The organism is Fictibacillus enclensis (assembly GCF_030123385.1).
Taxonomy (GTDB): domain Bacteria; phylum Bacillota; class Bacilli; order Bacillales; family Fictibacillaceae; genus Fictibacillus_C; species Fictibacillus_C enclensis.
Genome location: NZ_CP126109.1, coordinates 3224511 through 3247957, shown reverse-complemented (window position 1 = coordinate 3247957; position 23447 = coordinate 3224511). Strand labels below are relative to the sequence as shown.

Annotated in this window: 20 protein-coding genes; 18 read left to right on the top strand and 2 right to left on the bottom strand. The window is 45.4% G+C overall.

All coding sequences use genetic code 11. From position 1 onward, the window contains the following. Window positions 1-8 precede the first annotated feature (8 nt). The 9 genes from leuB to yihA all read left to right on the top strand — a co-directional run bounded on the left by leuB (window position 9) and on the right by yihA (window position 12461). Window positions 9-1106 carry a 3-isopropylmalate dehydrogenase gene (gene leuB / locus QNH15_RS17085; protein ID WP_061972581.1) on the top strand — a complete coding sequence of 366 codons (1098 nt, stop codon included), beginning with the start codon at window positions 9-11 and terminating at the stop codon, window positions 1104-1106. Between the two features lie 13 nt (window positions 1107-1119). Continuing rightward, window positions 1120-2553 carry a 3-isopropylmalate dehydratase large subunit gene (leuC, locus tag QNH15_RS17080; protein WP_283889448.1) on the top strand — a complete coding sequence of 478 codons (1434 nt, stop codon included), beginning with the start codon at window positions 1120-1122 and terminating at the stop codon, window positions 2551-2553. Further along, window positions 2540-3145: a 3-isopropylmalate dehydratase small subunit gene (gene leuD, locus QNH15_RS17075; protein ID WP_283889447.1), complete on the top strand. Its 606-nt coding sequence runs from the start codon at window positions 2540-2542 to the stop codon at window positions 3143-3145. The genes leuC and leuD overlap by 14 nt, the downstream gene beginning before the upstream one ends. Before the next feature lie 243 nt (window positions 3146-3388). Beyond that, entirely contained in the window at window positions 3389-4432 is a 1044-nt protein-coding gene (locus tag QNH15_RS17070) for a tetratricopeptide repeat protein (RefSeq protein ID WP_283889446.1), read from the top strand. Between the two features lie 124 nt (window positions 4433-4556). Then, window positions 4557-5852 (top strand): trigger factor, encoded by a 1296-nt coding sequence (tig, locus tag QNH15_RS17065; RefSeq protein ID WP_129474708.1) that lies wholly within the window; start codon window positions 4557-4559, stop codon window positions 5850-5852. A gap of 390 nt (window positions 5853-6242) precedes the next feature. Then, window positions 6243-7517, top strand: a complete 1275-nt coding sequence (gene clpX / locus QNH15_RS17060) for an ATP-dependent protease ATP-binding subunit ClpX (protein ID WP_283889445.1) — start codon at window positions 6243-6245, stop codon at window positions 7515-7517. A 164-nt stretch (window positions 7518-7681) separates the two neighbouring features. Beyond that, the gene (lonB, locus tag QNH15_RS17055; protein ID WP_283889444.1) at window positions 7682-9355 is read left to right on the top strand and encodes an ATP-dependent protease LonB; all 1674 of its coding nucleotides are present in this window, start codon (window positions 7682-7684) and stop codon (window positions 9353-9355) included. A gap of 197 nt (window positions 9356-9552) precedes the next feature. After that, window positions 9553-11877: an endopeptidase La gene (lon, locus tag QNH15_RS17050; protein WP_283889443.1), complete on the top strand. Its 2325-nt coding sequence runs from the start codon at window positions 9553-9555 to the stop codon at window positions 11875-11877. Next, window positions 11874-12461, top strand: a complete 588-nt coding sequence (gene yihA / locus QNH15_RS17045; RefSeq protein WP_283889442.1) for a ribosome biogenesis GTP-binding protein YihA/YsxC — start codon at window positions 11874-11876, stop codon at window positions 12459-12461. Before lon ends, yihA begins: the two co-directional genes overlap by 4 nt. A 20-nt stretch (window positions 12462-12481) precedes the next feature. Here yihA and QNH15_RS17040 read toward each other — a convergent pair whose 3' ends face one another. After that, entirely contained in the window at window positions 12482-12961 is a 480-nt protein-coding gene (locus tag QNH15_RS17040; RefSeq protein ID WP_283889441.1) for a LiaF transmembrane domain-containing protein, read from the bottom strand. Between the two features lie 306 nt (window positions 12962-13267). Here QNH15_RS17040 and hemA point away from each other — a divergent pair, with 306 nt between their 5' ends. The 9 genes from hemA (at window position 13268) to ysxE (ending at window position 23173) form a co-directional block, all read left to right on the top strand. Then, window positions 13268-14608, top strand: coding sequence for a glutamyl-tRNA reductase (gene hemA, locus QNH15_RS17035; RefSeq protein ID WP_283889440.1), 1341 nt, complete (start codon window positions 13268-13270; stop codon window positions 14606-14608). 38 nt (window positions 14609-14646) lie between these two features. Next, window positions 14647-15474: a cytochrome c biogenesis protein gene (locus QNH15_RS17030; RefSeq protein ID WP_283889439.1), complete on the top strand. Its 828-nt coding sequence runs from the start codon at window positions 14647-14649 to the stop codon at window positions 15472-15474. A gap of 32 nt (window positions 15475-15506) precedes the next feature. Further along, a complete protein-coding gene (hemC, locus tag QNH15_RS17025) occupies window positions 15507-16439 on the top strand; it encodes a hydroxymethylbilane synthase (protein WP_283889438.1) in 933 nt (310 codons plus the stop codon). Then, a complete protein-coding gene (locus QNH15_RS17020) occupies window positions 16436-17197 on the top strand; it encodes a uroporphyrinogen-III synthase (protein ID WP_283889437.1) in 762 nt (253 codons plus the stop codon). Before hemC ends, QNH15_RS17020 begins: the two co-directional genes overlap by 4 nt. After that, window positions 17194-18165 carry a porphobilinogen synthase gene (gene hemB, locus QNH15_RS17015; RefSeq protein ID WP_129474716.1) on the top strand — a complete coding sequence of 324 codons (972 nt, stop codon included), beginning with the start codon at window positions 17194-17196 and terminating at the stop codon, window positions 18163-18165. The genes QNH15_RS17020 and hemB overlap by 4 nt, the downstream gene beginning before the upstream one ends. Window positions 18166-18183: 18 nt before the next feature. Beyond that, on the top strand, window positions 18184-19473 hold the full coding sequence (gene hemL / locus QNH15_RS17010; RefSeq protein WP_283889436.1) for a glutamate-1-semialdehyde 2,1-aminomutase: 1290 nt from the start codon (window positions 18184-18186) through the stop codon (window positions 19471-19473). Between the two features lie 417 nt (window positions 19474-19890). Further along, window positions 19891-21198, top strand: coding sequence for a LysM peptidoglycan-binding domain-containing protein (locus tag QNH15_RS17005; RefSeq protein ID WP_283889435.1), 1308 nt, complete (start codon window positions 19891-19893; stop codon window positions 21196-21198). A 14-nt stretch (window positions 21199-21212) separates the two neighbouring features. After that, window positions 21213-22133: a hypothetical protein gene (locus QNH15_RS17000; protein ID WP_283889434.1), complete on the top strand. Its 921-nt coding sequence runs from the start codon at window positions 21213-21215 to the stop codon at window positions 22131-22133. Next, the gene (gene ysxE / locus QNH15_RS16995; RefSeq protein ID WP_129474723.1) at window positions 22130-23173 is read left to right on the top strand and encodes a spore coat protein YsxE; all 1044 of its coding nucleotides are present in this window, start codon (window positions 22130-22132) and stop codon (window positions 23171-23173) included. The genes QNH15_RS17000 and ysxE overlap by 4 nt, the downstream gene beginning before the upstream one ends. Before the next feature lie 24 nt (window positions 23174-23197). Here the strand turns inward: ysxE and QNH15_RS16990 are convergent, their stop codons facing one another. Beyond that, complete coding sequence (locus QNH15_RS16990; protein WP_283889433.1) at window positions 23198-23416, bottom strand: hypothetical protein; 219 nt, start codon at window positions 23414-23416, stop codon at window positions 23198-23200. Window positions 23417-23447 lie beyond the last annotated feature (31 nt).

Below are 23447 nucleotides of genomic sequence, written 5' to 3'. Positions count from 1 at the left end.
GGGTCAAGATGGAAAAAACAATTACAGTCTTGCCGGGTGACGGAATCGGACCGGAAGTGATGAAAGGGGCTTTGCGTGTCCTCAAAGCAGTTGAAGCCCGCTATGGCCATCAGTTTAATGTGACAGAAATGCCGATCGGCGGTAAAGCCATTGATGAGACAGGATTTCCATTGCCCTCTGAAACGCTGGAACAATGCAAAAAAAGTGATGCTGTTTTGCTAGGAGCTGTTGGCGGCCCGAAATGGGACGGAATGGAAAAACGGCCGGAGCAGGGCCTGCTTCAAATTCGCAAGGAATTGAATGTTTTTGCCAACCTTAGGCCGGTAAAAGCATTCGCCCCTCTTGGGGATATTTCACCGCTCAAACCGGAGCTCATCGAAAATGTGGACTTGATATTTGTCCGGGAGCTTACAGGCGGGCTGTACTTTGCCCAGCCAAAAGGAAGAACTGGAAACGAAGAAGCGGTAGATACGCTGTATTATCACCGCAATGAAATCGAACGAGTGGTAAAAAAGGCATTTGAAATTGCCGCTTCGCGAAGCGGCAAACTGACTTCTGTAGATAAAGCCAATGTCCTTGAGTCAAGCAAGCTTTGGAGGGAAGTGGTCAACGAAATGGCCAAGAGCTTTCCGGAAGTGGAAGTAGAGCACATGCTTGTTGACAATGCTGCGATGCAGCTTGTCAGAAACCCCGTACAATTTGACGTCATTGTGACAGAGAATATGTTTGGTGACATTTTATCTGACGAAGCATCAATGATCACTGGCTCTTTGGGTATGCTGGCTTCCGCTTCGGTAAGTGAGGACGGTCAAGGGCTTTATGAGCCGGTCCATGGATCTGCGCCTGACATTGCCGGGAAGAATGCGGCCAATCCACTGGGGATGGTCCTGTCAACTGCCATGATGCTTCGTCATTCCTTCCATATGAATGACGAAGCGGATGCAATAGAAATGGCCGTTCAGGAAGTATTGAACGCCAATTACCGCACCAGAGATATTGAAAGCAAAAAAGGAAGAATATCCACAACAGATGAAATGGTGGATCAGCTGATCTATCGATTGGATGAAAATGCAGCAACCACCACACTGCTTGAAGTGTATGTGTAAGGAGGAAGATGAGATGACAAAAACCATTATTGATAAAGTTTGGGAAAAACATACCGTCATGCAAGAAGAAAATAAGCCCGGTCTTTTGTACATTGATTTGCATCTTCTTCATGAAGTAACATCTCCGCAGGCCTTTGCCGGCCTGCGGGAAAAAAACCGGAAAGTAAGAAGACCAGACCTTTGTTTTGCCACAATGGATCATAATATTCCGACAAAAAACCGGTTTGTGATCGATGACAGCATTGCCTTGAAACAGATCCAGACCCTTGAAGAAAATTGTAAGGAGTATGGCATCCATCTGGAAGGGCTTGAATCCGACCAGCAAGGGATTGTCCATGTTATCGGACCGGAACTTGGGTTAACATTGCCTGGGAAAACCATAGTTTGCGGAGACAGCCATACATCCACTCATGGAGCCTTTGGTGCTCTTGCCTTTGGAATCGGAACAAGTGAAGTGGAGCATGTGTTGGCCACACAGACCCTCTGGCAGCAAAAACCAAAACAGTTGAAAGTAAATATAGAAGGAAAACGCGGTTTTGGAGTAACGGCCAAAGATATTATTCTTGCCTTAATTGCTCAATACGGTACCAATGTTGGCGCCGGACATGTTATTGAATTCACTGGTGAAACGGTGCGCAGCTTTACCATGGAAGAACGCATGACGTTATGCAACATGTCGATTGAAGCAGGAGCAAAAGCCGGATTGGTTGCACCTGACGAGAAGACCTATGAATATATTAAAGGCCGCAAATATGCTCCACAGGGTGAGCAGTTTGAAGAAAAAGTGAACGAGTGGAAGGCCCTTCGTTCCGATGCAGATGCGAAATATGACAAGGTCATTGAAATCAATGCGGCAGAAGTGGAGCCGATGGTAACCTGGGGAACCAATCCATCCATGGGTGTGGGGATCTCTGGCAATGTACCTTCCTATAGTGATGAACAAACACAGCAGGAAAGAGAATCCTTGCAAAAAGCCCTTCATTATATGGGATTAAATCCTGGGCAGTCATTGACTGAGGTACCTGTTCAGCATGTTTTCATCGGTTCATGCACCAACTCGAGGATCAGTGATCTGCGAGCTGCTGCAAAAGTGGTTCAGGGAAGAAAAGTTCACGGTGGAGTTCAGGCCATTGTGGTTCCCGGCTCACAGCAAGTCAAGGCAAAAGCAGAGCAGGAAGGCTTACATCTTGTTTTTCAGGAAGCTGGTTTTGACTGGCGTGACTCAGGATGTTCCATGTGCCTTGGGATGAATCCGGATATCGTGCCTGAAGGAGAAAGGTGTGCTTCTACTTCCAACCGGAACTTTGAAGGCAGACAGGGCAAAGGGGCAAGAACGCATCTGGTCAGCCCGGAAATGGCGGCGGCAGCTGCCATCGAAGGGAAGTTTACAGACGTTCGCAAGTTTCAATCTGGTTCTAGGGAAGGTGAGCAGTATGCCAGGATTTAAAACATTTACCGGAACAGCAGCGGTACTGGACCGTGATAATGTGGATACGGATCAAATCATACCAAAACAGTTTTTAAAGCGTGTTGAACGAAGCGGGTTTGGAAAGTATTTATTTTTCGACTGGCGGTTTAACCGTGACGGCTCCCCGAATCCTGATTTCGAATTGAACCGTCCTGAAGCTGAGGGAGCGGAGATCCTGCTTGCCGGAGATAATTTCGGATGCGGTTCTTCACGTGAACATGCTCCTTGGGCATTGAAGGATTATGGATTTAAAGTGATTGTCGCTCCGGATTATGCGGATATCTTCTATAATAATTCATTGAAAAATGGAATATTGGTGATCAAGCTTCCTGCCGAAACCATTAATAGCCTGAAAGCCAGAGTGGCAGCTGGTGATCAAAGGCTTACGGTCAGCCTTAATAAACAGGAGATTTTATCCGGAGAGGAAGTCCTGGCTTCTTTCTCATTCGATCCATATTGGAAAGAGATGATTCAGAATGGCTGGGATGAAATATCCATTACCCTAAAATATGAGGATGAGATCAGCCGCTATGAGAAACAGCAGGAAGCCGTTAAGCAACCACAATTATAAAATGTGTTTTTAAAGTTTTTGGACAGATGGGGTTTGAAGTAAGTCAAAAAAGGGAAAAATAAGAGGAGACGTGGCAAAACAGAACGTGTTAGCAGGTTTCCTATTTAATCGTTCCATATCAGCAATCCTGCACAACCGTGTGCAGGATTTGTTGTTTCCTTCGGCCAACTGTGGCCGCGTCTTGAGTTTATGTCTTTAAACTGTTAAACTGATGCAAATAGAAACTGGAAGTGAATAAACCTAATGGCTAATGACAAAAAAGGAAAAAAACCAAGCAACGTCGTCCCTTTACCTAATTTGCCTGCCCGTTTGCTTGAAAAGGGAATGGCTTCCCTGAAAGCAAAACATTATAAGGAATCTCTATCCTGCTTTCTTCAGCTGTTGGAATTGGATCCCGGCCATCCGCAGGGCCATCTTGGGGTGGTGCTCAGTCTGATCGAACTGGGCCAGCTTCAGGAGGCAAAGACCAGAGCAGAGAGAATGCTTAAGCAGGGTATAGGGGAATACTTTGACGTTTTGCAGATTTATCTTTCCATTCTTATTCAGCTTTCAGAATACGAAACAGTCGTTTCTGTGGTGGAAGCTGTGCTGGGGGAACACCAGCTGCCGGCTGCCCAGGCTGAATCTTTTTACCAGCTGCTTCATTTCAGCCGGAAGATGGCAGAAGACCCTGAACCTGGCGTTGATTTTACTCCGGAGCCGGCTGAAGACAGGAAACAAGAAATTGAGACGCTTAGAAGTATGTTGACAAGCAGCGAAATACATAATCAATGGATTGCCATGCAGCAGCTGAGCTACATCGATCCGGAAGAAACACTTTCTGTCTATCGTGAATTTTTGGCCAATGAAGAGGGCCATCCGGGCATAAAAACGATGGCCCTTAATTATCTGAAATCAAAGAATGTGGAAGAAACCGTTACCTTACATAAGTTTGGACAAATGTATTCGATCTCCATACAAGAGCTCCATGATGTTTATGAAGAGCCGTTTAATCTTGAAGTAAAAAAGAAAGTAGAGGACAGGCTGGAACAGGAAAATCCAACCTTGTCCCAATTTGCTCTTACCATTTGGTGGGATTACATACTTGCGATCTATCCACAGGTGCCCGAGCCCGCTGACCAATTCTTCTGGTCTCATGCCCTGCAATGCGCAGCCGGCAAATTAAGCGGTATGGACGCGTGTGAGGAGCTTCAATCAGACATTGAGATTCATCCGGAAACGTTAAAAAAAGCAGTGGATCAGTTGCTTGATATTGAACGGTTTACGTTTGGGCCAAATAAATTTTAGGACCACTCGTCCTAAACGGGAAATGGTCGTTGTTGAAATACAAGTCGGTTATGATATAATGGAATGGTTGCAATGAAAATGTTAGATTTTCAGGTGAAATACGTAATGTTGGAGGGAACTTTGAATGAGTGCAAAGTGGGAAAAGTTAGAAGGTAACCAAGGTGTCTTAACGATTGAAGTTGAGGCTTCTGAAGTAGATACAGCCCTTGACCAGGCGTTTAAAAAAGTGGTTAAACAGGTAAACGTACCAGGTTTCCGTAAAGGGAAAATTCCACGTAAAATGTTTGAACAGCGTTTTGGGGTTGAATCTTTATATCAAGATGCGCTTGATATCATCCTGCCACAAGCATACAGCAAGGCTGTAGAAGAAACAGGAATTGAGCCGGTTGATCGTCCTGAAGTGGACATCGAAACAATGGAAAAAGGCAGCAACCTTGTATTTACAGCAAAAGTTGTAGTGAAGCCGGAAGTGAAACTTGGCGACTACAAAGGTCTTGAAGTAACTGAATTTGATACAACTGTAACTGACGAGGATGTTGACAATGAAGTCAAGCGTCTTCAAGAACAGCAAGCTGAGCTTGTTGTAAAAGAAGAAGGAACAGTAGAGAACGGAGATACTGCTGTTATTGATTTTGAAGGATTTGTCGACGGAGAGCCATTTGAAGGCGGTAAAGCTGAAAACTATCCATTGGAAATCGGATCAGGTTCTTTCATTCCTGGATTTGAAGAACAGCTGATCGGTGAAAAAGCGGGTACTGAAAAAGAAGTAGAAATTACTTTCCCAGAAGAGTACCATGCAGCCGAGCTTGCTGGTAAGCCTGCTGTTTTCAAAGTAACTATCCATGATATCAAAACAAAACAGCTTCCTGAGCTAAATGATGAGTTTGCCAAAGAGGCTGATTCTGAGGTAGAAACAGTAGAAGACCTTAAAGCCAGCATCCGCAAAAAGCTGGAAGAGAGCAAAAATCATGAAGGCGAGCATCACACACGTGATTCCGTGGTTGACAAGGCCGTTGAAAATGCAGAAGTAGACGTACCGGAAGCAATGATCAACACTGAATTGGACCGCATGGTTCAGGAGTTTGGCCAGCGTCTTCAAATGCAAGGCATGAACCTTGACCTGTACTTCCAGTTCTCTGGCACTGACGAAGCAGCACTTCGTGAGCAAATGAAAGAAGATGCCGGAAAACGCGTGAAAACAAACCTGGTACTTGAAGCAATTTCTGAGGCAGAAAACATTGAAGCGACAGAAGAAGAAATCAATGAAGAGCTTAAGAAAATGGCTGAAATGTACAACATGGATGTTGAGAAAATCACTCAAATGCTTGCAATGCAAGGCGGAAATGACGCTGTAGCTGCGGACTTAAAAATCAGAAAAGCAATTGATTTATTAGTGGATAACAGCAAAACAGTTGCATAATATTAAGTAAGGTCTGACAAGGCACGAAATTTTCGTGCCTTGTTTTATATAATTATTTGCATGGGCGGCAGGAAATACGGCTTTTTTATGGAAACTTTTTTAAAGGCTTTATTTTCCTGAATCAGGTTTTAAAATAAGCCATAAGGTTAATACTTATAGAACACATCGAAAACAGTCCATTATGCCAATACATACTATTAAATGCCAATGAAGGGTTTTTATTTCCGTTTCAAAGGGGTAATATGATACAATCCAATACATAAACTTGCGGAAATGAAATCAACGTGCAGCACAAGTTCAAGCTCACACAGTAATGAAACAAGCATCCATACATCAGGATGATGAACAGGTAAATGGTTTCATTCAATTTAAGGTTTAGGGGTGATTTCATTGTTTAAATTCAATGACGAAAAAGGGCAGCTTAAATGTTCCTTTTGTGGAAAAACACAGGATCAAGTTCGTAAACTGGTAGCAGGACCAGGTGTATATATTTGTGACGAATGCATCGAGCTTTGTACCGAAATCGTGGAAGAAGAACTAGGTACTGAAGAGGATGTAGAACTTAAAGAAGTTCCAAAACCGATGGAGATCCGCAAGATACTCGATGAGTATGTCATTGGTCAGGAACAGGCGAAAAAGTCTCTTTCCGTTGCGGTGTATAACCATTACAAACGCATTAACTCTTCCCAAAAATCGGATGAAGTTGAATTGGCGAAAAGTAACATCGCCATGATCGGGCCGACAGGTAGCGGTAAAACATTATTGGCCCAAACACTGGCACGAATTCTCAATGTGCCGTTTGCCATTGCCGATGCTACATCTCTCACAGAAGCAGGGTATGTAGGGGAAGATGTAGAAAATATTTTGCTTAAATTGATTCAGGCTGCTGATTACGATGTGGAAAAAGCGGAAAAAGGCATTATCTACATCGATGAAATTGATAAGATTGCCAGAAAGTCTGAAAATCCTTCCATCACCCGAGATGTTTCCGGGGAAGGCGTTCAGCAGGCTCTTCTAAAAATTCTTGAAGGTACAGTGGCAAGTGTTCCTCCTCAGGGCGGAAGAAAACATCCGCATCAGGAGTTTATCCAAATCGACACTACCAATATTCTCTTTATTTGCGGTGGTGCGTTTGACGGAATTGAACAGATAATTAAACGCCGTCTGGGCAAAAAAGTAATTGGGTTCAGTTCCGAATCAAGACAGGCTGAATTGAAAGCTGGAGAATATCTTGCAAAAGTATTGCCGGAAGATTTGCTTCGTTTCGGCTTGATTCCGGAATTTATCGGACGTCTTCCTGTAACTGCAAGTCTGACGCCGCTTGATGAGGATGCATTGGTTGAGATTCTTACCAAGCCGAAAAACGCACTGGTGAAACAATATCAAAAGCTTCTTGACCTTGATGGAGTGGAACTTGAATTCACGGAGGAAGCACTCTCCGAAATTGCCAACCAGGCGATTGAGCGTAAAACCGGAGCTCGTGGACTTCGTTCCATCATTGAAGGAATGATGCTCGATGTGATGTTTGAGCTTCCATCCCGGGAAGATGTGGCTAAGTGCATTATTACAAAAGAAACCGTTTCTGATAAAGTTCCGCCGAAACTCGAGCTTGAGGATGGAACAATCGTTGAACCGAAAAAAGAAACACCAAAGGAAAGTGCATAATCATTTAAAAAACCAGCCTGAGGGCTGGTTTTTTTGTTTTTGTCTGAAAAATATGGCCTGTCTTTTTGCTGTCTTATTCAAGTTTTCCTCATTTCTATTTTTTCTGTTTAGTCCTCTGGCCACTCGGAGATACTAGGATCATAAAAAAATTTTGGGAGGAAGAAATGAACTGGACAGGAATCGCTTTACTCATTCAGCTTTTCTTTGGAATCGTGATTGGACTTTACTTTTGGAACTTGTTGAAAAATCAGCGTACACAAAAAGTGAGTATAGATAAAGAGTCAAGAAAAGAAATGGATCAATTGCGTAAAATGCGTTCTGTCTCATTGACGGAACCGCTTTCTGAGCGCGTGCGTCCAGGAACGTTTGCAGATATCGTCGGCCAGAAGGACGGAATCAAAGCGCTCCACGCAGCACTGTGCGGCCCCAATCCCCAGCATGTGATCGTCTATGGACCGCCGGGAGTCGGAAAAACCGCAGCAGCAAGACTCGTGCTTGAGGAAGCAAAACGAAACCGTAACTCACCGTTCAGACCAGCCGCAGTTTTTGTGGAGCTGGATGCCACGACTGCCAGATTTGATGAGCGAGGCATCGCCGATCCGTTAATTGGTTCTGTCCACGATCCTATATATCAAGGAGCAGGAGCAATGGGACAGGCCGGCATTCCGCAGCCCAAGCAGGGAGCGGTCACCAATGCGCATGGAGGGGTTCTTTTTATTGATGAAATAGGAGAACTGCATCCCATTCAAATGAACAAGCTTCTGAAAGTGCTGGAGGATCGTAAAGTATTTCTTGAGAGTGCTTATTATAACGAGGAAAATACAACGATCCCTACACACATTCATGATATTTTTCAAAATGGGCTTCCAGCAGATTTCAGGCTGATCGGAGCGACTACACGAACCCCGGATGAAATTCCTCCCGCCATCCGTTCCAGGTGCCTTGAAGTATTCTTTAGAGAACTGCAGTCACCCGAAATTCAGCAAATCGCAAAGAAGGCAGCCGATAAGGTCTGCGTGAAAGTTGATGATGAGACATTGCAGCTTCTTGCGCAATATGCAAAAAATGGCCGGGAAGCGGTTAATATGATGCAAATTTCAGCAGGGCTGGCTATCACGGAGGACAGGGATTATATTAAAAAATCGGATATGGAGTGGGTGATCCATTCCAGCCAGATGACACCCCGTCCGGAACACAAGATTCCAGAAACTCCAAAAGTCGGGCTTGTCAACGGACTGGCTGTTTATGGGCCAAACAGCGGAGCCCTTCTTGAAATTGAAGTTACTGTTTTACCTGCAAAAAAACAGGGTACGGTTACTATAACAGGTATTGTCGAAGAAGAATCGATTGGCAATAATGCAAAATCAATCAGAAGGAAAAGCCTGGCAAAAGGATCGGTTGAAAACGTTCTCACCGTTTTACGGAAAATGGATGTTGATGCCTCATTGTATGATATCCATGTGAATTTCCCGGGAGGCGGGCCAGTTGACGGCCCATCAGCCGGAATAGCCATTGCCACTTCCATTTATTCGGCCGTGCACGATATACCGATCGACAACGAATTGGCAATGACGGGTGAAATTAGCGTTCATGGAAAAGTGAAACCGGTTGGGGGAGTTATGGCGAAGGTTCTGGCGGCAAAGCTTGCCGGTGTTAAAAAAGTCATCATTCCAAAAGACAATGATCAGGCCATTCTAAGGGAAATTGACGGGATTGAGATCATTCCGGTCACAAAACTAATGCAAGTATTTCAGCATGCATTTCCTGAACTGGATAAAGATAATCAACAGGCGATTCCAGCGTCTGCGTATTTACAGTCCCCTCCAAAATCCGTTTAAAGAGGGGGCTTTACTTTCGATGGCCCTAAAACAACCTGTGATTAGACAAAACGGTTCTTTATGGGTAGAATTGTACAAAGGCTGTAGAAATTTCTTCGGCCGCTTTTGGCATTTGTCAAAAAATTGCCATCATATAAAATTGGGCTGCACGATTTGAAATTATTCAAGACAGTAAGCAGTATTCGGAGGTGTGTTTAATGAACGAAAAAACTACCCGCATCCTTCCCCTCCTTCCTCTTCGCGGCCTGCTGGTGTATCCCACCATGGTGCTTCACCTTGATGTAGGAAGGGAAAAATCAGTACAGGCATTAGAGCAAGTGATGCTTGATGATCAGCATATCTTCCTATCCACACAAAAGGAAGTTGCTGTTGAAGACCCGAGCGGAGAACAAATATATGAAATTGGTACCCTTTCAAAAGTCAATCAGATGCTGAAATTGCCGAACGGGACCATTCGTGTACTCGTAGAAGGCATTCAGCGTGGTAAGATCACGCAATTCATCGACCGGGAAGAGTATTTGGAAGTTGAAGTAGAACTGATGGAAGATCAGGGCGAAAAGGATCTGGAAACACAAGCTCTTATGAGGACGGCTCTTCAGCAATTCGAGCAGTACATAAACTTATCCAAAAAAGTGACTCCGGAAACCCTTGCATCCGTTCAGGATATCGAGGAACCAGGCCGGCTGGCAGATGTCATCTCATCCCATCTTTCATTGAAAATCAAAGAAAAGCAGCATATCCTTGAAATCACTGATGTGAAGGACCGGTTGAATCATCTCATCTCGATTCTGAATAATGAAAAAGAAGTGCTGGGCCTTGAGAAAAAAATCGGGCAGCGCGTCAAAAAAGCAATGGAAAAAACACAGAAGGAATATTACCTTCGTGAGCAGATGAAAGCGATCCAGAAGGAGCTTGGCGATAAAGAAGGAAAAACCGGAGAAATCTCAAGCCTGAGGGACCGTATTGAAGAATCGGATATGCCTGAAAATATCATGGAAATCGCTTTGAAAGAGCTGGACCGTTATGAGAAGATGCCGGGTTCATCAGCAGAAAGTGCTGTGATCCGGAACTATATTGACTGGCTGATCAATCTGCCATGGACAAAGGAGACAAAAGATCAGCTGGAAATTAAGCGAACCGAGAAAATTCTCAATGAAGATCATTACGGGCTTGAGAAAGTTAAGGAACGGGTTCTGGAGTACCTGGCTGTCCAGCAGCTGACCAATTCACTCAAAGGACCGATTCTTTGCCTGGTAGGCCCTCCGGGGGTAGGTAAAACATCTCTCGCCCGTTCCATCGCAAAGGCCATCGGCAGAAACTTTGTCCGCATTTCGCTCGGCGGTGTTCGTGACGAAGCTGAAATCCGCGGCCACCGCAGAACCTATGTGGGAGCGATGCCGGGCCGTCTTATACAGGGCATGAAAAAGGCTGGCACCATCAACCCGGTCTTCCTGCTGGATGAAATAGACAAGATGTCCAACGATTTCAGGGGAGATCCATCCTCTGCCTTGCTGGAAGTGCTTGATCCGGAACAGAACAATTCATTCTCCGATCATTTCATAGAAGAGCCGTATGATTTGTCAAAAGTGATGTTTATTACAACAGCTAACAGTCTGGCAACCATTCCAGGCCCGCTCCTGGATCGTATGGAGATTATATCGATTGCGGGTTATACAGAAGTGGAAAAGGTGCATATCGCGAAGAATCACCTCATTCCAAAACAGTTAAAAGATCATGGTCTGGCAAAATCACAGTTCCAGTTGAAAGAGGACGCCATCCTTAAACTGGTCCGCAATTATACAAGGGAAGCCGGAGTAAGAAGCATGGAAAGACAAATTGCCGGTCTTTGCCGAAAAGCGGCCAAACAGCTGGTATCCGGTGAGAAAAAAAGAGTAACGATTACGGCGCGCAACCTGGAGGATTACATTGGGAAACCCCGGTTCCGCTATGGACAGGCAGAGATGGAGGACCAGGTGGGAGCAGCCACCGGGCTTGCCTACACCACAGCAGGCGGAGATACGCTATCCATTGAAGTGGCTCTAACACCGGGGAAAGGAAAACTTATTTTGACAGGAAAGCTTGGAGATGTCATGAAGGAGTCCGCACAGGCGGCGCTCAGTTATGTCCGTTCCAGAGCAATAGAGTTTGATATCGATCCGGATTTTTATGAAAAAACCGATATTCATATCCATGTGCCAGAAGGAGCAACACCAAAGGACGGGCCTTCAGCTGGAATTACGATTGCCACAGCGCTGGTTTCAGCTCTGTCAGGCAAACCGGTGCGCAAGGACGTGGGAATGACCGGTGAAATTACGTTGCGGGGACGCGTCCTGCCAATTGGCGGCTTAAAGGAAAAATCCCTCAGTGCCCACAGGGCGGGGATCCAGACGGTCATCATGCCAAAAGAAAATGAAAAAGATATCGATGATATCCCGGAAAGTGTCCGCAGCAGCCTTGCCTTTATTCCGGTGTCCCATCTGGATGAAGTGCTAAAACATGCATTAGTAGGAGATAGTAAATGAAAGTAACAAAAGCAGACATTGTAATATCAGCCGTAAAACCAGAGCAATACCCAGAAGACCAGCTTCCGGAGATCGGTCTTGCTGGCCGTTCAAATGTCGGGAAATCCTCCTTCATTAACAAGATGATTGCCCGGAAGAACCTGGCACGCACCTCTTCGCGTCCCGGGAAAACCCAGACGCTCAACTTCTACATTATTAATGAGCAGCTATATTTTGTGGATGTGCCGGGGTATGGCTTTGCCAAGGTTTCAAAAACAGAACGGGAAGCATGGGGACGAATGATTGAACGATATATCATGGAGAGACCCCAGCTTAAGGCGGTCATTCAGCTGGTTGATTTGCGCCATGCTCCATCAAAGGATGACGTGATAATGTATGATTGGCTGAAGTATCATGATATCCCGGTCATTGTCGTCGCAACCAAATGTGACAAGATCCCAAAGGGGAAGTGGGAAAAGCATTTGAAGGTCGTGCGCGACACGTTAAAAAAGAAACCGGAAGATCCGTTGCTGCTGTTTTCATCGGAAACAGGATACGGAAAAGACGCAGCATGGAGCACCATACAGAACTATATACAAAAATAAACCAGAGCCTTGGCTCTGGTTTATTTTTTTTTGATAAAGACAAAATACGCACCGACAGCAATGAGTACAAAGGGCCAAAACCCTTCCACGGAAGAAAACCATTCCGTGATTGACGGTGTCTGTGACTTGTTAAAGAAATTCCACGCGGCGATAGCAATCAGCACGATCCCTGCAAGCAGACCTTCTTTCGTCTGCTTGTACATATATAGAAAAGCAAGACCAATAATCAGAATAATGGTTGCGGGCTGATTGGGCCAGCTGTCGATATGATGGATGGCGTGGAAATGAATTCCCAAACCAAGCAGGAGTATGGCAGAAAATGAACTTGCGCCATCCTTTCCTCCACCACTTTGAACAAGAAAAGCCAATCCGATAATAATCAGAAACGTTGGCCATGTTAAATAGGGTGCAACATATGTAACCTTCATTTGCTGAGCAAGGAAAAATAGTCCAATCCCCAGCAGCACAATACCTGAAAAACTTCCTTTACCTTTCATCATTACCTCCAAACAAATTAAAAAACACAAATCAATCCTTTGCTAAAAAGGTCGAAATTTGTTATTTTTATATGGGTATCACAAATAAATTTTTTTTGTGAATGCAAGAAACTTTTATAGTTTGTTACAGGTTGGACAGAATAGGGAAGTACATATGGTTAAGAGCAAATCCAACCGTTTGCACTTTATTTATGATAGCATACGTTTCATAGTCTGTTCACATTTTTAGAATGATTACTTTCTTATACATGTTATAATGGTTTAGGATAATTACTGCAGTTTTATGATGAGAAAAAGGGGGTGAGTGGGATGCACATCCTTGTTGTCGGTTTAAATTACAAAACCGCACCTGTTGAAATTCGAGAGAAAGTTTCATTTCAACCAACTGAATTAGCGGAAGCACATAAGGCATTGCGGGCAAGAAAAAGTATTCTCGAATGCACGATTGTTTCCACATGCAACCGTACAGAAGTGTATGCGGTCGTCGACCAGCTACATACTGGCCGCTATTACATGAAATCTTTTCTTGCAGAATGGTTCTCCATTGGCACGAATGACTTGAATCCATTTCTATTTATTCGTGAGGAAGAGATTGCTGTAGAACATTTATTCAGAGTGGCTGCCGGGCTGGATTCAATGGTATTGGGGGAGACTCAAATTCTTGGACAGGTCCGTGACAGTTTTCTTCTTGCACAGCAGGAGGGAACAACAGGTACGATTTTTAACCATCTTTTCAAACAGGCAATAACACTCGCAAAGCGATCCCACTCCGAAACAGAAATCGGGGAAAACGCCGTGTCAGTAAGCTATGCCGCGGTTGAGCTGGCAAAGAAGATCTTTGGCGGCCTTGAAAAGAAGGATATTCTAATTGTTGGTGCCGGTAAAATGGGTGAATTAACGGCGAAGCATCTTCACAGCAATGGTGTCGCCAGTGTCCACGTAGTGAACAGGACGTACGAAAAAGCACTTGAGCTGGCTGGACGATTCAATGGAACTGCACACTCTATGGAAGAATTAGGCAGCGTCCTTAACATCGCCGACATTGTCATTACTTCAACCGGATCAGAGTCTTATGTCATCACAAAGGAAATGGTTCAATCCCTGCTTAAGCAAAGAAAAGGCCGTCCGCTGTTTATGGTGGATATCGCCGTTCCTCGCGACCTGGATCCAGGTTTAAATGAGTTGGAAAGTGTTTTCCTTTATGATATTGATGATCTCGAAGGTATTGTTGAAGCCAACCTCGCTGAACGTAAAAAAGAGGCGGAAAAGATCGAGATTATGATTGAAGGCGAAATTGTAGCCTTTCAATCGTGGGTCAATATGCTTGGGGTGGTGCCGGTGATTACAGCATTACGTGAAAAAGCACTCGCTGTACAGGCAGAAACGATGCAAAGCATTGAACGGAAAATGCCACATTTGAGTGATCGCGAGAAAAAGGTGCTGAGTAAGCATACGAAAAGCATTGTCAACCAGTTGCTCCGCGATCCGATCGTAAGAATTAAAGAGCAGGCTGGGGAACCCGGGGCAGATCAGGCGCTTGAATTTTTCACCAAAATTTTTGCGCTTGAAGAAGAGGTGAAACAGCAACAGCTGAAAACGGAAAAAGAAACATCAAAGTTACGTGAAGCATCTCCTTCCCTGCCTCTGTAAAGGAGATGTCACTGGGCTCCTAGAGGGGAGTTTCTGATATGCAAAACGCAAATTGGATATACGATACGACCATTATTTTATATGCGCTGAGCATTATAGGTTATTTTATCGACTTTTTACAAAACAACCGGAAGGCTAACCGAATCGCCTTCTGGTTGCTTTCTATTGTCTGGGTACTTCAGTCGGTTTTTTTCGTTCAGCGTATGGTGGAAATGGGGCGCCCGCCTATTTTGACGCCTTTTGAGGGCTTGTTTTTTTATGCCTGGATATTAGTCACCTTATCTTTGGTGTTAAACTGGTTTTTCAGAATCGACTTTTTGGTGTTTTTTACCAATGTGCTCGGTTTTCTGATTATGTCTATTAATCTGTTTGCTCCGGGTGAACGGGTCAGTGACGAGATGTCGACCAGGCTCATTTCCGAGCTTTTGGTTATACACGTGACCATGGCATTTATCTCGTATGGTACGTTTACGCTTTCGTTTATTTTTTCAATCATGTACCTGCTGCAGCACAGGCTGCTGAAACAGAAGAAGTGGAACAAGCGACTTCAGCGTCTGGGCAGCCTTTCCACGCTGGAACGGCTGTCTTACGGCTTAAATATAACAGGAGTGCCCATTCTTTTATTGAGTTTAATATTGGGTGTCATCTGGGCATTCTTAAAAGTACAGGACTTTTCTCTGCTTGATGCGAAGGTGATTTCGTCCTTTGTGGTTATTGCAGTGTATAGTATCTTTTTGTATCAAAAAGTAGCCAGGGGACTACAGGGGAAAACCCTGGCCATATGGAATACGGCGGCCTTTCTGATTGTCCTGATCAATTATTTTCTGGCATCGACGCTGACCGAATTTCATCTTTGGTATCAGTAGGAAACGGCAATCTTGTAGGAGGTTTTAAATAGATGAGAAAAATCGTAGTAGGATCAAGACGAAGTAAATTGGCGCTAACCCAGACCAATTGGTTTATTGACCAGTTAAAAGCCCTCGGGTGCCCTTTTGAATTTGAGGTAAAAGAAATCGTTACCAAAGGGGATGTCATCCTTGACGTAACGCTTTCCAAAGTAGGGGGCAAAGGGCTGTTTGTAAAGGAGATCGAGCAGGCTCTTTTAAACAAAGAGATTGATATGGCTGTACATAGTATGAAAGATATGCCTTCCGTGCTGCCAGACGGCTTGATGATCGGGTGTACGCCTAAACGTGTAGATCCTCGTGATGCGTTTATTTCAGAGAAATACAGTTCTCTGCAAGATCTTCCGTCCGGAGCAGTCGTCGGGACAAGCTCGCTGCGCCGCGCTGCGCAAATTTTGAACGCGAGGCCGGACCTTTCCATCAAGTCCATCAGAGGTAACATCGATACACGGCTTGGAAAATTGCGCTCAGGAGAATTTGACGCAATCATACTCGCTGCGGCAGGCCTCGAGCGTATGGGCTGGTCCAGTGACACGGTAACAGAATACCTGTCTGTCACCACAAGCCTTCCGGCGGTGGGACAGGGGGCATTGTCCATCGAATGCAGAGAAGACGACCAAGAGCTCAATCATTATCTTCAGCAAATAAATGATAAAGAGACGTTTGAAACGGTAATGGCGGAGCGTGCTTTTCTATACAGACTTGAAGGCGGCTGCCAGGTGCCGATTGCGGCTTATGCGGAAAAAACAAAAACAGGCGAAATTTCTTTAACCGGTCTTGTGGGAACTCCTGATGGAAAAACTATCATCAAGGAACATGCCGTTTCAAATGATGCACAAAAGCTTGGTGTTGAATTAGCAGGCACTCTGCAGGCTAAAGGAGCAGCAGATATTCTGGAGAAGGTAAAGAAAGATTTGGGCATATGAATGCCAGTCTGTTAACGGGGAAAACAATTGTTGTTACGAGGGCAGTTGAACAATCCCGGAAGCTCTTAACCCGTTTAAGGGAGGAAGGGGCAGAAGCGGTCAGTTTTCCAGTGATGCACATTACAAAAGCAGATCCTGGTGCTTCTGCAGAAGAGATAAGGCGGGAATTTGATGCCTTTGAGTGGGTCGTCTTTACAAGCGTCAACGGCGTCCGCTATTTTCTTGAATGGCTGCAAGCCGAGAAGTTGTCCCTAAATAACATGAAGATTGCAGCCGTTGGGCGGAAAACAGCAGAAAGCCTGAAACGACAGGGGATTTATGTGGATTTAATTCCTGAACGATTTGAAGGAGGGGAGCTCGCTGCTCTCTTAAAGCGCAAGGTTACACCAGGCAGCAGGGTGCTGGTTCCTAAAGGTAACCTGGCGAAGTCTACTATAAAAAATACGCTTGCCGGTAAAGCGGACGTTACGGAAATGATTGTTTATGAGACAAAAAAGAACCCTGTACTCGATACCCGGCAGCTTCCAGCCAAGGTGGACATGCTCCTCTTTATGAGCCCTTCGAGTATCTCATTTTTCAGTGAGACAATCGGCAGCCGGCTGGCTGATTATCAAGATGTTCCCGCTGCCTGTGTTGGACCGGTAACTGCTTCAAAAGCAAAAGCAACCGGCTTTCGTAAGCTGATTACTGCCAATGATTATACGGAAGAAGGTATAATAAAAGCGGTGAGGATTTTTTTCGGAAAGGGGAAACAATGATGAACTTTAAACGACATCGACGATTGCGCACAAGTGAAAGCATGCGCGCACTAGTCAGAGAAACACATTTGCACACAGATGATCTTATCTATCCGATCTTTTTTGTAGAAGGTGAAAAGGTGAAGCAGGAAGTGCCATCAATGCCAGGCGTTTACCATGTATCCCTTGACTTTCTTCATGAGGAAATGCAGGAGCTTGTGGACCTTAACATCCGTTCTGTTATGGTTTTTGGCGTGCCGGATCATAAAGACGAAGTCGGCAGCTCGGCTTATGACCATAACGGAATTGTCCAAAGGGCCATCAAGATCATCAAGGAGAGCTTCCCGCAGCTTACCGTGATTGCTGATACGTGTTTGTGCCAGTACACAGATCACGGACACTGCGGCATCATCAGGGACGGAGAAGTGCTGAATGATGAATCGCTTGCGGCGTTGGCGAACACAGCGGTCTCTCAGGCAAAAGCCGGGGCCGATGTTATTGCTCCATCCAACATGATGGATGGATTTGTAACGGCCATTAGAGCAGGGTTGGATGAAGCCGGATTTTTAAATGTGCCGATCATGTCCTATTCTGTTAAATATTCATCTGCTTATTACGGTCCGTTTCGTGAAGCGGCTCACAGCTCTCCGCAATTTGGTGACCGTAAGTCGTATCAAATGGATCCTGCCAACCGCATGGAGGCTCTTCGCGAAGCTGAATCCGACATTGAGGAGGGTGCAGACTTCCTTATGGTAAAACCGGCCTTGGCTTACCTTGATGTGCTTCGTGAGCTGAAGGACCGCTATCCACTCCCTCTTGTTGCCTATAATGTGAGCGGGGAGTACTCCATGATCAAAGCAGCAGCCCAAAACGGCTGGATTGATGAAGAAAGCATTGTGATGGAGACGCTGACTGGAATGAAACGCGCAGGCGCTGATTTGATCATCACTTATCATGCAAAGGATGTATCACGCTGGTTAAACCGTTAAGGACAGGAGGATATAAACATGAGAAGCTTTGAAAAATCAAGTGCTGCTTTTCAGGAAGCCAAACAGTATATGCCAGGCGGTGTAAACAGCCCGGTTCGTGCTTTTAAATCGGTGAATATGGATCCGGTATATATGGAAAGAGGAAAAGGCTCGAAAATCTATGATATTGACGGGAATGAGTACATTGACTACGTACTGTCCTGGGGTCCGCTTATTTTGGGACATGCCGATGAAAAAGTCGTAGACTCCCTAAAGAAAACCGCTGAACTGGGCACCAGCTTTGGGGCGCCTACCGAGTGGGAAACAAAGCTTGCGGAGCTTGTGGTCGAAAGAGTCCCTTCCATTGAAATTGTCCGAATGGTCAACTCTGGAACAGAAGCGACAATGAGTGCGCTGCGCCTGGCCCGAGGCTATACCGGCAGAAACAAGATTTTGAAATTTGAAGGTTGCTACCACGGTCATGGGGATTCTCTTCTCATTAAAGCCGGCTCGGGTGTGGCCACACTGGGACTGCCTGACAGCCCGGGAGTTCCTGAGTCCATTGCCAAAAACACGATTACCGTTCCGTACAATGACCTTGAAAGTGTCCATTATGCCTTTGAACAGTTTGGAGAAGACATCGCGTGTATCATTGTGGAGCCGGTTGCTGGAAATATGGGTGTTGTCCCTCCGCAAAAAGGGTTCCTTGAGGGTCTTCGAGAAGTAACGAAGCAATACGGTTCACTGCTGATTTTTGATGAGGTCATGACCGGCTTCCGCGTCGATTACAACTGTGCGCAAGGCTATTTTGGCGTAACACCTGACCTTACCTGTCTGGGCAAGGTAATCGGTGGCGGCCTTCCTGTTGGTGCTTATGGCGGGAAGAAGGAAATCATGGAGCAAGTAGCGCCGAGTGGACCGATTTATCAGGCAGGAACACTTTCTGGAAATCCTCTCGCCATGGCGGCAGGATATGAAACGCTGTCCCAGCTGACTCCCGAATCCTACAAGGAATTTGTGAGAAAAGGAGACCGTCTGGCCGAGGGAATTGCAGCGGCAGCTGAAAAATACGGAATCCCGAACAGTCTGAACCGTGCCGGCTCCATGATTGGTTTCTTCTTCACAGACCAGGATGTTGTGAACTATGAAAGTGCCAAAACATCCAACCTGGATTATTTTGCATCTTATTTCAAGACGATGCTGCAAGAAGGCATCTCCCTTCCTCCATCCCAGTTCGAAGGATTGTTCCTTTCTACCGCACATAGTGATGAGGATATCGAAAAAACAATAGCCGCTTGCGAAAAAGCATTTTCCAAGTTGAAAAAATAATTGTATTGCAAAGATTCTGCACAGCATCTTCGTTGTTAAGTTAATTGTAGTGAAAGGATGCGAGACTCCGGCAGGATATGCGGGACAGGTGAGACCAGTGAGGTGCAAGCACCGGTAAAGGAGGCGTTCGCGCCGTGAGGGAGGCGCTTGCGCCGTGAGGCAGGCGTTTACGCCGGTAAAAGCGAGCATTCTGCAACGGAAATCAACTACTTCATAGAGCAACAAAGGGTTACAGCCCTTTCGTAAAAACTGCACCCGGTGTATCTGCCGGGTGTAGTTTTTTTCGTTTTGAAAACCTGGACGTAAGCGTGCAGGTTTTCCTCGGTAAACGTCTTTCTTGCTTTTCCAATCATATTTTCCCAAACCTGTTCATAATCCTGTAATGTATGATATTTGGCTGAAAGGAGGAGAAAGGCGTTGAATCCATCAAAACTGCGTTTCTCCATAGAGGAGTCGGTCTGGTTAAAGAAAGGACAGGAAGTTGCGGAAGTTTTATCGATGGCCATGGAGCCGGAAATTCAGGTTACAGAAGAAAATGGCCAGGTTTGTGTTAAAGGAGCCCTGAAGCTGCATGGTGAGTACCGTCCATGTGTACTGGATGAGGGCGGTTCGCTTAATTTGGAAACCGGTTCTCTAAGAGAGCAGGTATCCTACCGTTCATTGACCCAATTGAAAATGAATGATGAAGGAATTGCAGAACTTGATCATCGGTTCCCGGTAGACATTACGATTCCTTCGTCGCGTGTGCCACGGCTTGAAGAAGTTTTTGTACTGGTTGATGCCTTTGATTATGAGCTCCCGAATCCGACATGCCTGGAACTGACGGCATCTGTTTCCATATCAGGGATTCTCGACAGCAATGAAGGAGAGCGAGAGGAAGAGGAGTATTCCGAACAACCGGTTGAAGAAGCTTTTGAATCATTCACAAGCAATAACGAAGAAGATGCAGTTGAAGCCTTTGAAATTCCTGTTTTTGAGGCCAGGTATGAAAACGATCAGCCAGAAGCACAGGAGCAAGAGAAACGAAGGGATGGGGAAGAGGAAATCTTTGCGCCTTTCTCTTTTGAATCTAAAAAGCATTTTGAAATGCCAGTCCCGGATCAAGCCGAAGAGGATGATTTTTCAGAGCCAGCCATCTATTACAACCGGCAAGATGATGAATATTCACCGCTTGAAGAAGAGCCGGCCATGAACATGGAAGAAGAACAAGGTGAAGAGGAAGAAGAAGAAACTGCGTTTCCTGCGCTTAAATCGATATCCTACTATACGCCTTCCTATACACCGCCTGTACCGCCAGTGCCTGCGTTTCTACAGGAAGAAACCGATCCTGTGGAGGACAGCTTTGCTGAAACCGACTCTCATGATCATGAGCAGATGGAAGAACAACGGCCGGACACCTATTCTCCGTTCGCGTATGCACAAACCGAAGATGTGGTTACCGGGGAAACTGCAGAGCAAGTTTATGAAGAAGAGCCAGAAGAAGTGGAGCATACTACCCCTTCAAGAAAAGAAGAGAACGCCCTGTATCTGACAAAAATGCTTTCCGGCAATGAAGAAAAGTTTTCAAAAGTAAAAATGTACATTATCCAGCGGGGAGAATCATTGGACAGTATTTGCGAGCGGTATGATGTGTCCATCCATTCATTACTCAGGGTAAACAGAATCAACCAGGAAGAAGTCAATGAAGGCCAGATTATTTACATTCCCGTCTCGCATAGCCGTTAGGGGCGGTGGTACAGATGACCATACTATTTGAGATTAAGAAACATTATGAACTTCAAAAGGTAACCTGGAAAGAAAAAGATCATCTTGTGGATACCGATTGCGGGGTAAAACAAATCCGAGTGTGGAAGGATCGGGCGCTTCTTGACTGGCATGTCCGGTGGAGAGATGAAGTAGGCAAGAACAGTCTCGCTGTTGCTGACCGCATGATACGGACAGCAGAAGGCAAGCCGTGGGTGGTTATGGGAAACGAGTATTTGACGCTGCATGATTATGTCGAAGGAACACACGAACGGAGCGGCCATGAAAAAAGGTGGGGCTTATTGATCGGCAATATGCTGCAGGCAGGGCTTGAACTTCAGGGGGAGTTCAGCTCCGTCACCAAGGAAGATCATTATTCGTTTGATACATGCCTCGCTGCCATCCATAAGCTAAGTAAAGAATACAATGAACTGGTGAGTGTAAAAAACTCACTGCCTGAAGCAAATAAACGGCTTAATCTGGCAATGGAACTAAAAAAAGCTTCAAGCCATGTACCGCTGCCGCTGTTTGATTCGGACACCCACATGAACAACGGAGGACAGATTTTCAATATCCTGTTTTACCGGGGAAGTGATGACTATCCCGAGCACGGATACCGGCCGTTGCGCAGGCTGTTGACCGAGTGGCTGAAAGAGTGCGGTCCGTATTCGCTCAGAAAACTCTTAACCTGCATAAACGAACATTTTTCACTTGAGAGGGAACAGGGGTATTTGCTACTTGCAGAGATTTTAACGCCGTGGGAGCTTCAGGATTGCGTGGATCAGGTAAAAAATGAAGAGCTGGCCCACATCGTCAGTTATGTGGAATCTTTTGAACAAGATTGGGATTTTAACAGAATTCTTCTCCACTGTTTTACCGACTGGATGGACGATAAACGAAAGAGGGTAGCCCTGTGAGCCATTCAAGCGAAACGGTTAATTATGGCCCGATTCTGTTTCAATATGATCTCTATCCTGAAAAAATTGAGGAAGTAGGCAAAGTCAAAAAGGTGATTTCCAGAAGAGGGACCTTTGCGCTGAAAGAAACCTCATTAAATGAGGAAGAAGCGAGCTGGTTTACTCATGTGATCCACAGGTTGTCCGAAATCGGCTATCACCAGATTGTCCCGCTCTATCCTACAAAATACGGAGATTATACGGTTCAATATGGCAACAGAACCTATTACCTGATGCCCTGGTTTGCGGGAGGAGACCGGTTTGGATTAACAAGGGAAGAAGTGATCATTGAAGAGATCGGCAAGATCCATTTCTTGACGCTCAAGGAGCAGGACTTCTCTCCTGAAGTGGTGGATCATTCGTTTCAGTATTTGATGCAGCGCTGGGAGTCCCGGCAGCTTGAGATGGAACGGTTTGCGGAAGAGTCCGAACGCATGCCGTACATGTCTCCTTTTGAACTGACCTATTTGAGCCATTTCCATCATATGATGAGAATGGCTGAAGACGCTAAACGGCGACTGAAGGACTGGTATGACGCGTGTCATTCAGAAAAACGGTACCGGAGTGTGCTGTGCCACGGCAAACTCTCGCGTAATCATTTGTTATATTCCCATCACGGAGAGCCGCATCTTTTAAACTTTGAGAAAGCTGTATTGGATACGCCTGTAAGAGATTTGGCGGTCTTTTTTAGAAAAGCAGTACACCTGTCAAACTGGACGAAGGAAGAGGGGGGACGGCTGTTGTCGCTTTATCAAAGGCATATCCCGCTCCTGGATGAGGAAAAAAGCCTGCTCGTCAGCTATATCAGCTATCCTGAACCCCTTTTTCACTCCGTTGATTTATATCGGCATCAAAGGGAGCGGTACAGCCAAATTGAGTTTGTCCACAGACTTGAAAAGCGGATTTCGGCGATGCGGCATATCCGTGACTTCTGTGACCTGATCCTGACACCGCCGCCGCCACAGCCTCTGGATACCAATACAAACACCGATCACATATAGGTTTCTATATGTGATCTATTTGATTTACAGGACTTCGTAGGAAAAACAAAAATGCAGAATGACCAGGATAAGAATAATCATAAAATCAATGCCGGAGGGAAAAAGGATAGTACGGATAATTTGGAATACAATAAGCGGTATGGTAAATTGGCTGACCACGTCCCGTGCGGCCCGCAGCCAATCAGGTACCTGGAATTGAAATGGCGGTCTTCGGTTTCTTTTAAAATAGCGTCTGGGCATCATAATCCTTCCTTCGTTCATCTGGGTTAATAAC

Excerpts from the sequence above, each read along its gene's own strand:
- hemA (WP_283889440.1), top strand. The coding sequence starts at position 13,268 with ATGCACATCCTTGTTGTCGGTTTAAATTACAAAACCGCACCTGTTGAA.
- leuB (WP_061972581.1), top strand. The coding sequence starts at position 9 with ATGGAAAAAACAATTACAGTCTTGCCGGGTGACGGAATCGGACCGGAA.
- yihA (WP_283889442.1), top strand. The coding sequence starts at position 11,874 with ATGAAAGTAACAAAAGCAGACATTGTAATATCAGCCGTAAAACCAGAG.
- QNH15_RS17000 (WP_283889434.1), top strand. The coding sequence starts at position 21,213 with ATGACCATACTATTTGAGATTAAGAAACATTATGAACTTCAAAAGGTA.
- lon (WP_283889443.1), top strand. The coding sequence starts at position 9,553 with ATGAACGAAAAAACTACCCGCATCCTTCCCCTCCTTCCTCTTCGCGGC.
- QNH15_RS17020 (WP_283889437.1), top strand. The coding sequence starts at position 16,436 with ATGAATGCCAGTCTGTTAACGGGGAAAACAATTGTTGTTACGAGGGCA.
- hemL (WP_283889436.1), top strand. The coding sequence starts at position 18,184 with ATGAGAAGCTTTGAAAAATCAAGTGCTGCTTTTCAGGAAGCCAAACAG.
- QNH15_RS16990 (WP_283889433.1), bottom strand. The coding sequence starts at position 23,416 with ATGATGCCCAGACGCTATTTTAAAAGAAACCGAAGACCGCCATTTCAA.
- hemC (WP_283889438.1), top strand. The coding sequence starts at position 15,507 with ATGAGAAAAATCGTAGTAGGATCAAGACGAAGTAAATTGGCGCTAACC.
- leuD (WP_283889447.1), top strand. The coding sequence starts at position 2,540 with ATGCCAGGATTTAAAACATTTACCGGAACAGCAGCGGTACTGGACCGT.
- leuC (WP_283889448.1), top strand. The coding sequence starts at position 1,120 with ATGACAAAAACCATTATTGATAAAGTTTGGGAAAAACATACCGTCATG.
- QNH15_RS17030 (WP_283889439.1), top strand. The coding sequence starts at position 14,647 with ATGCAAAACGCAAATTGGATATACGATACGACCATTATTTTATATGCG.
- QNH15_RS17040 (WP_283889441.1), bottom strand. The coding sequence starts at position 12,961 with ATGATGAAAGGTAAAGGAAGTTTTTCAGGTATTGTGCTGCTGGGGATT.
- hemB (WP_129474716.1), top strand. The coding sequence starts at position 17,194 with ATGATGAACTTTAAACGACATCGACGATTGCGCACAAGTGAAAGCATG.
- QNH15_RS17070 (WP_283889446.1), top strand. The coding sequence starts at position 3,389 with ATGGCTAATGACAAAAAAGGAAAAAAACCAAGCAACGTCGTCCCTTTA.
- tig (WP_129474708.1), top strand. The coding sequence starts at position 4,557 with ATGAGTGCAAAGTGGGAAAAGTTAGAAGGTAACCAAGGTGTCTTAACG.
- lonB (WP_283889444.1), top strand. The coding sequence starts at position 7,682 with ATGAACTGGACAGGAATCGCTTTACTCATTCAGCTTTTCTTTGGAATC.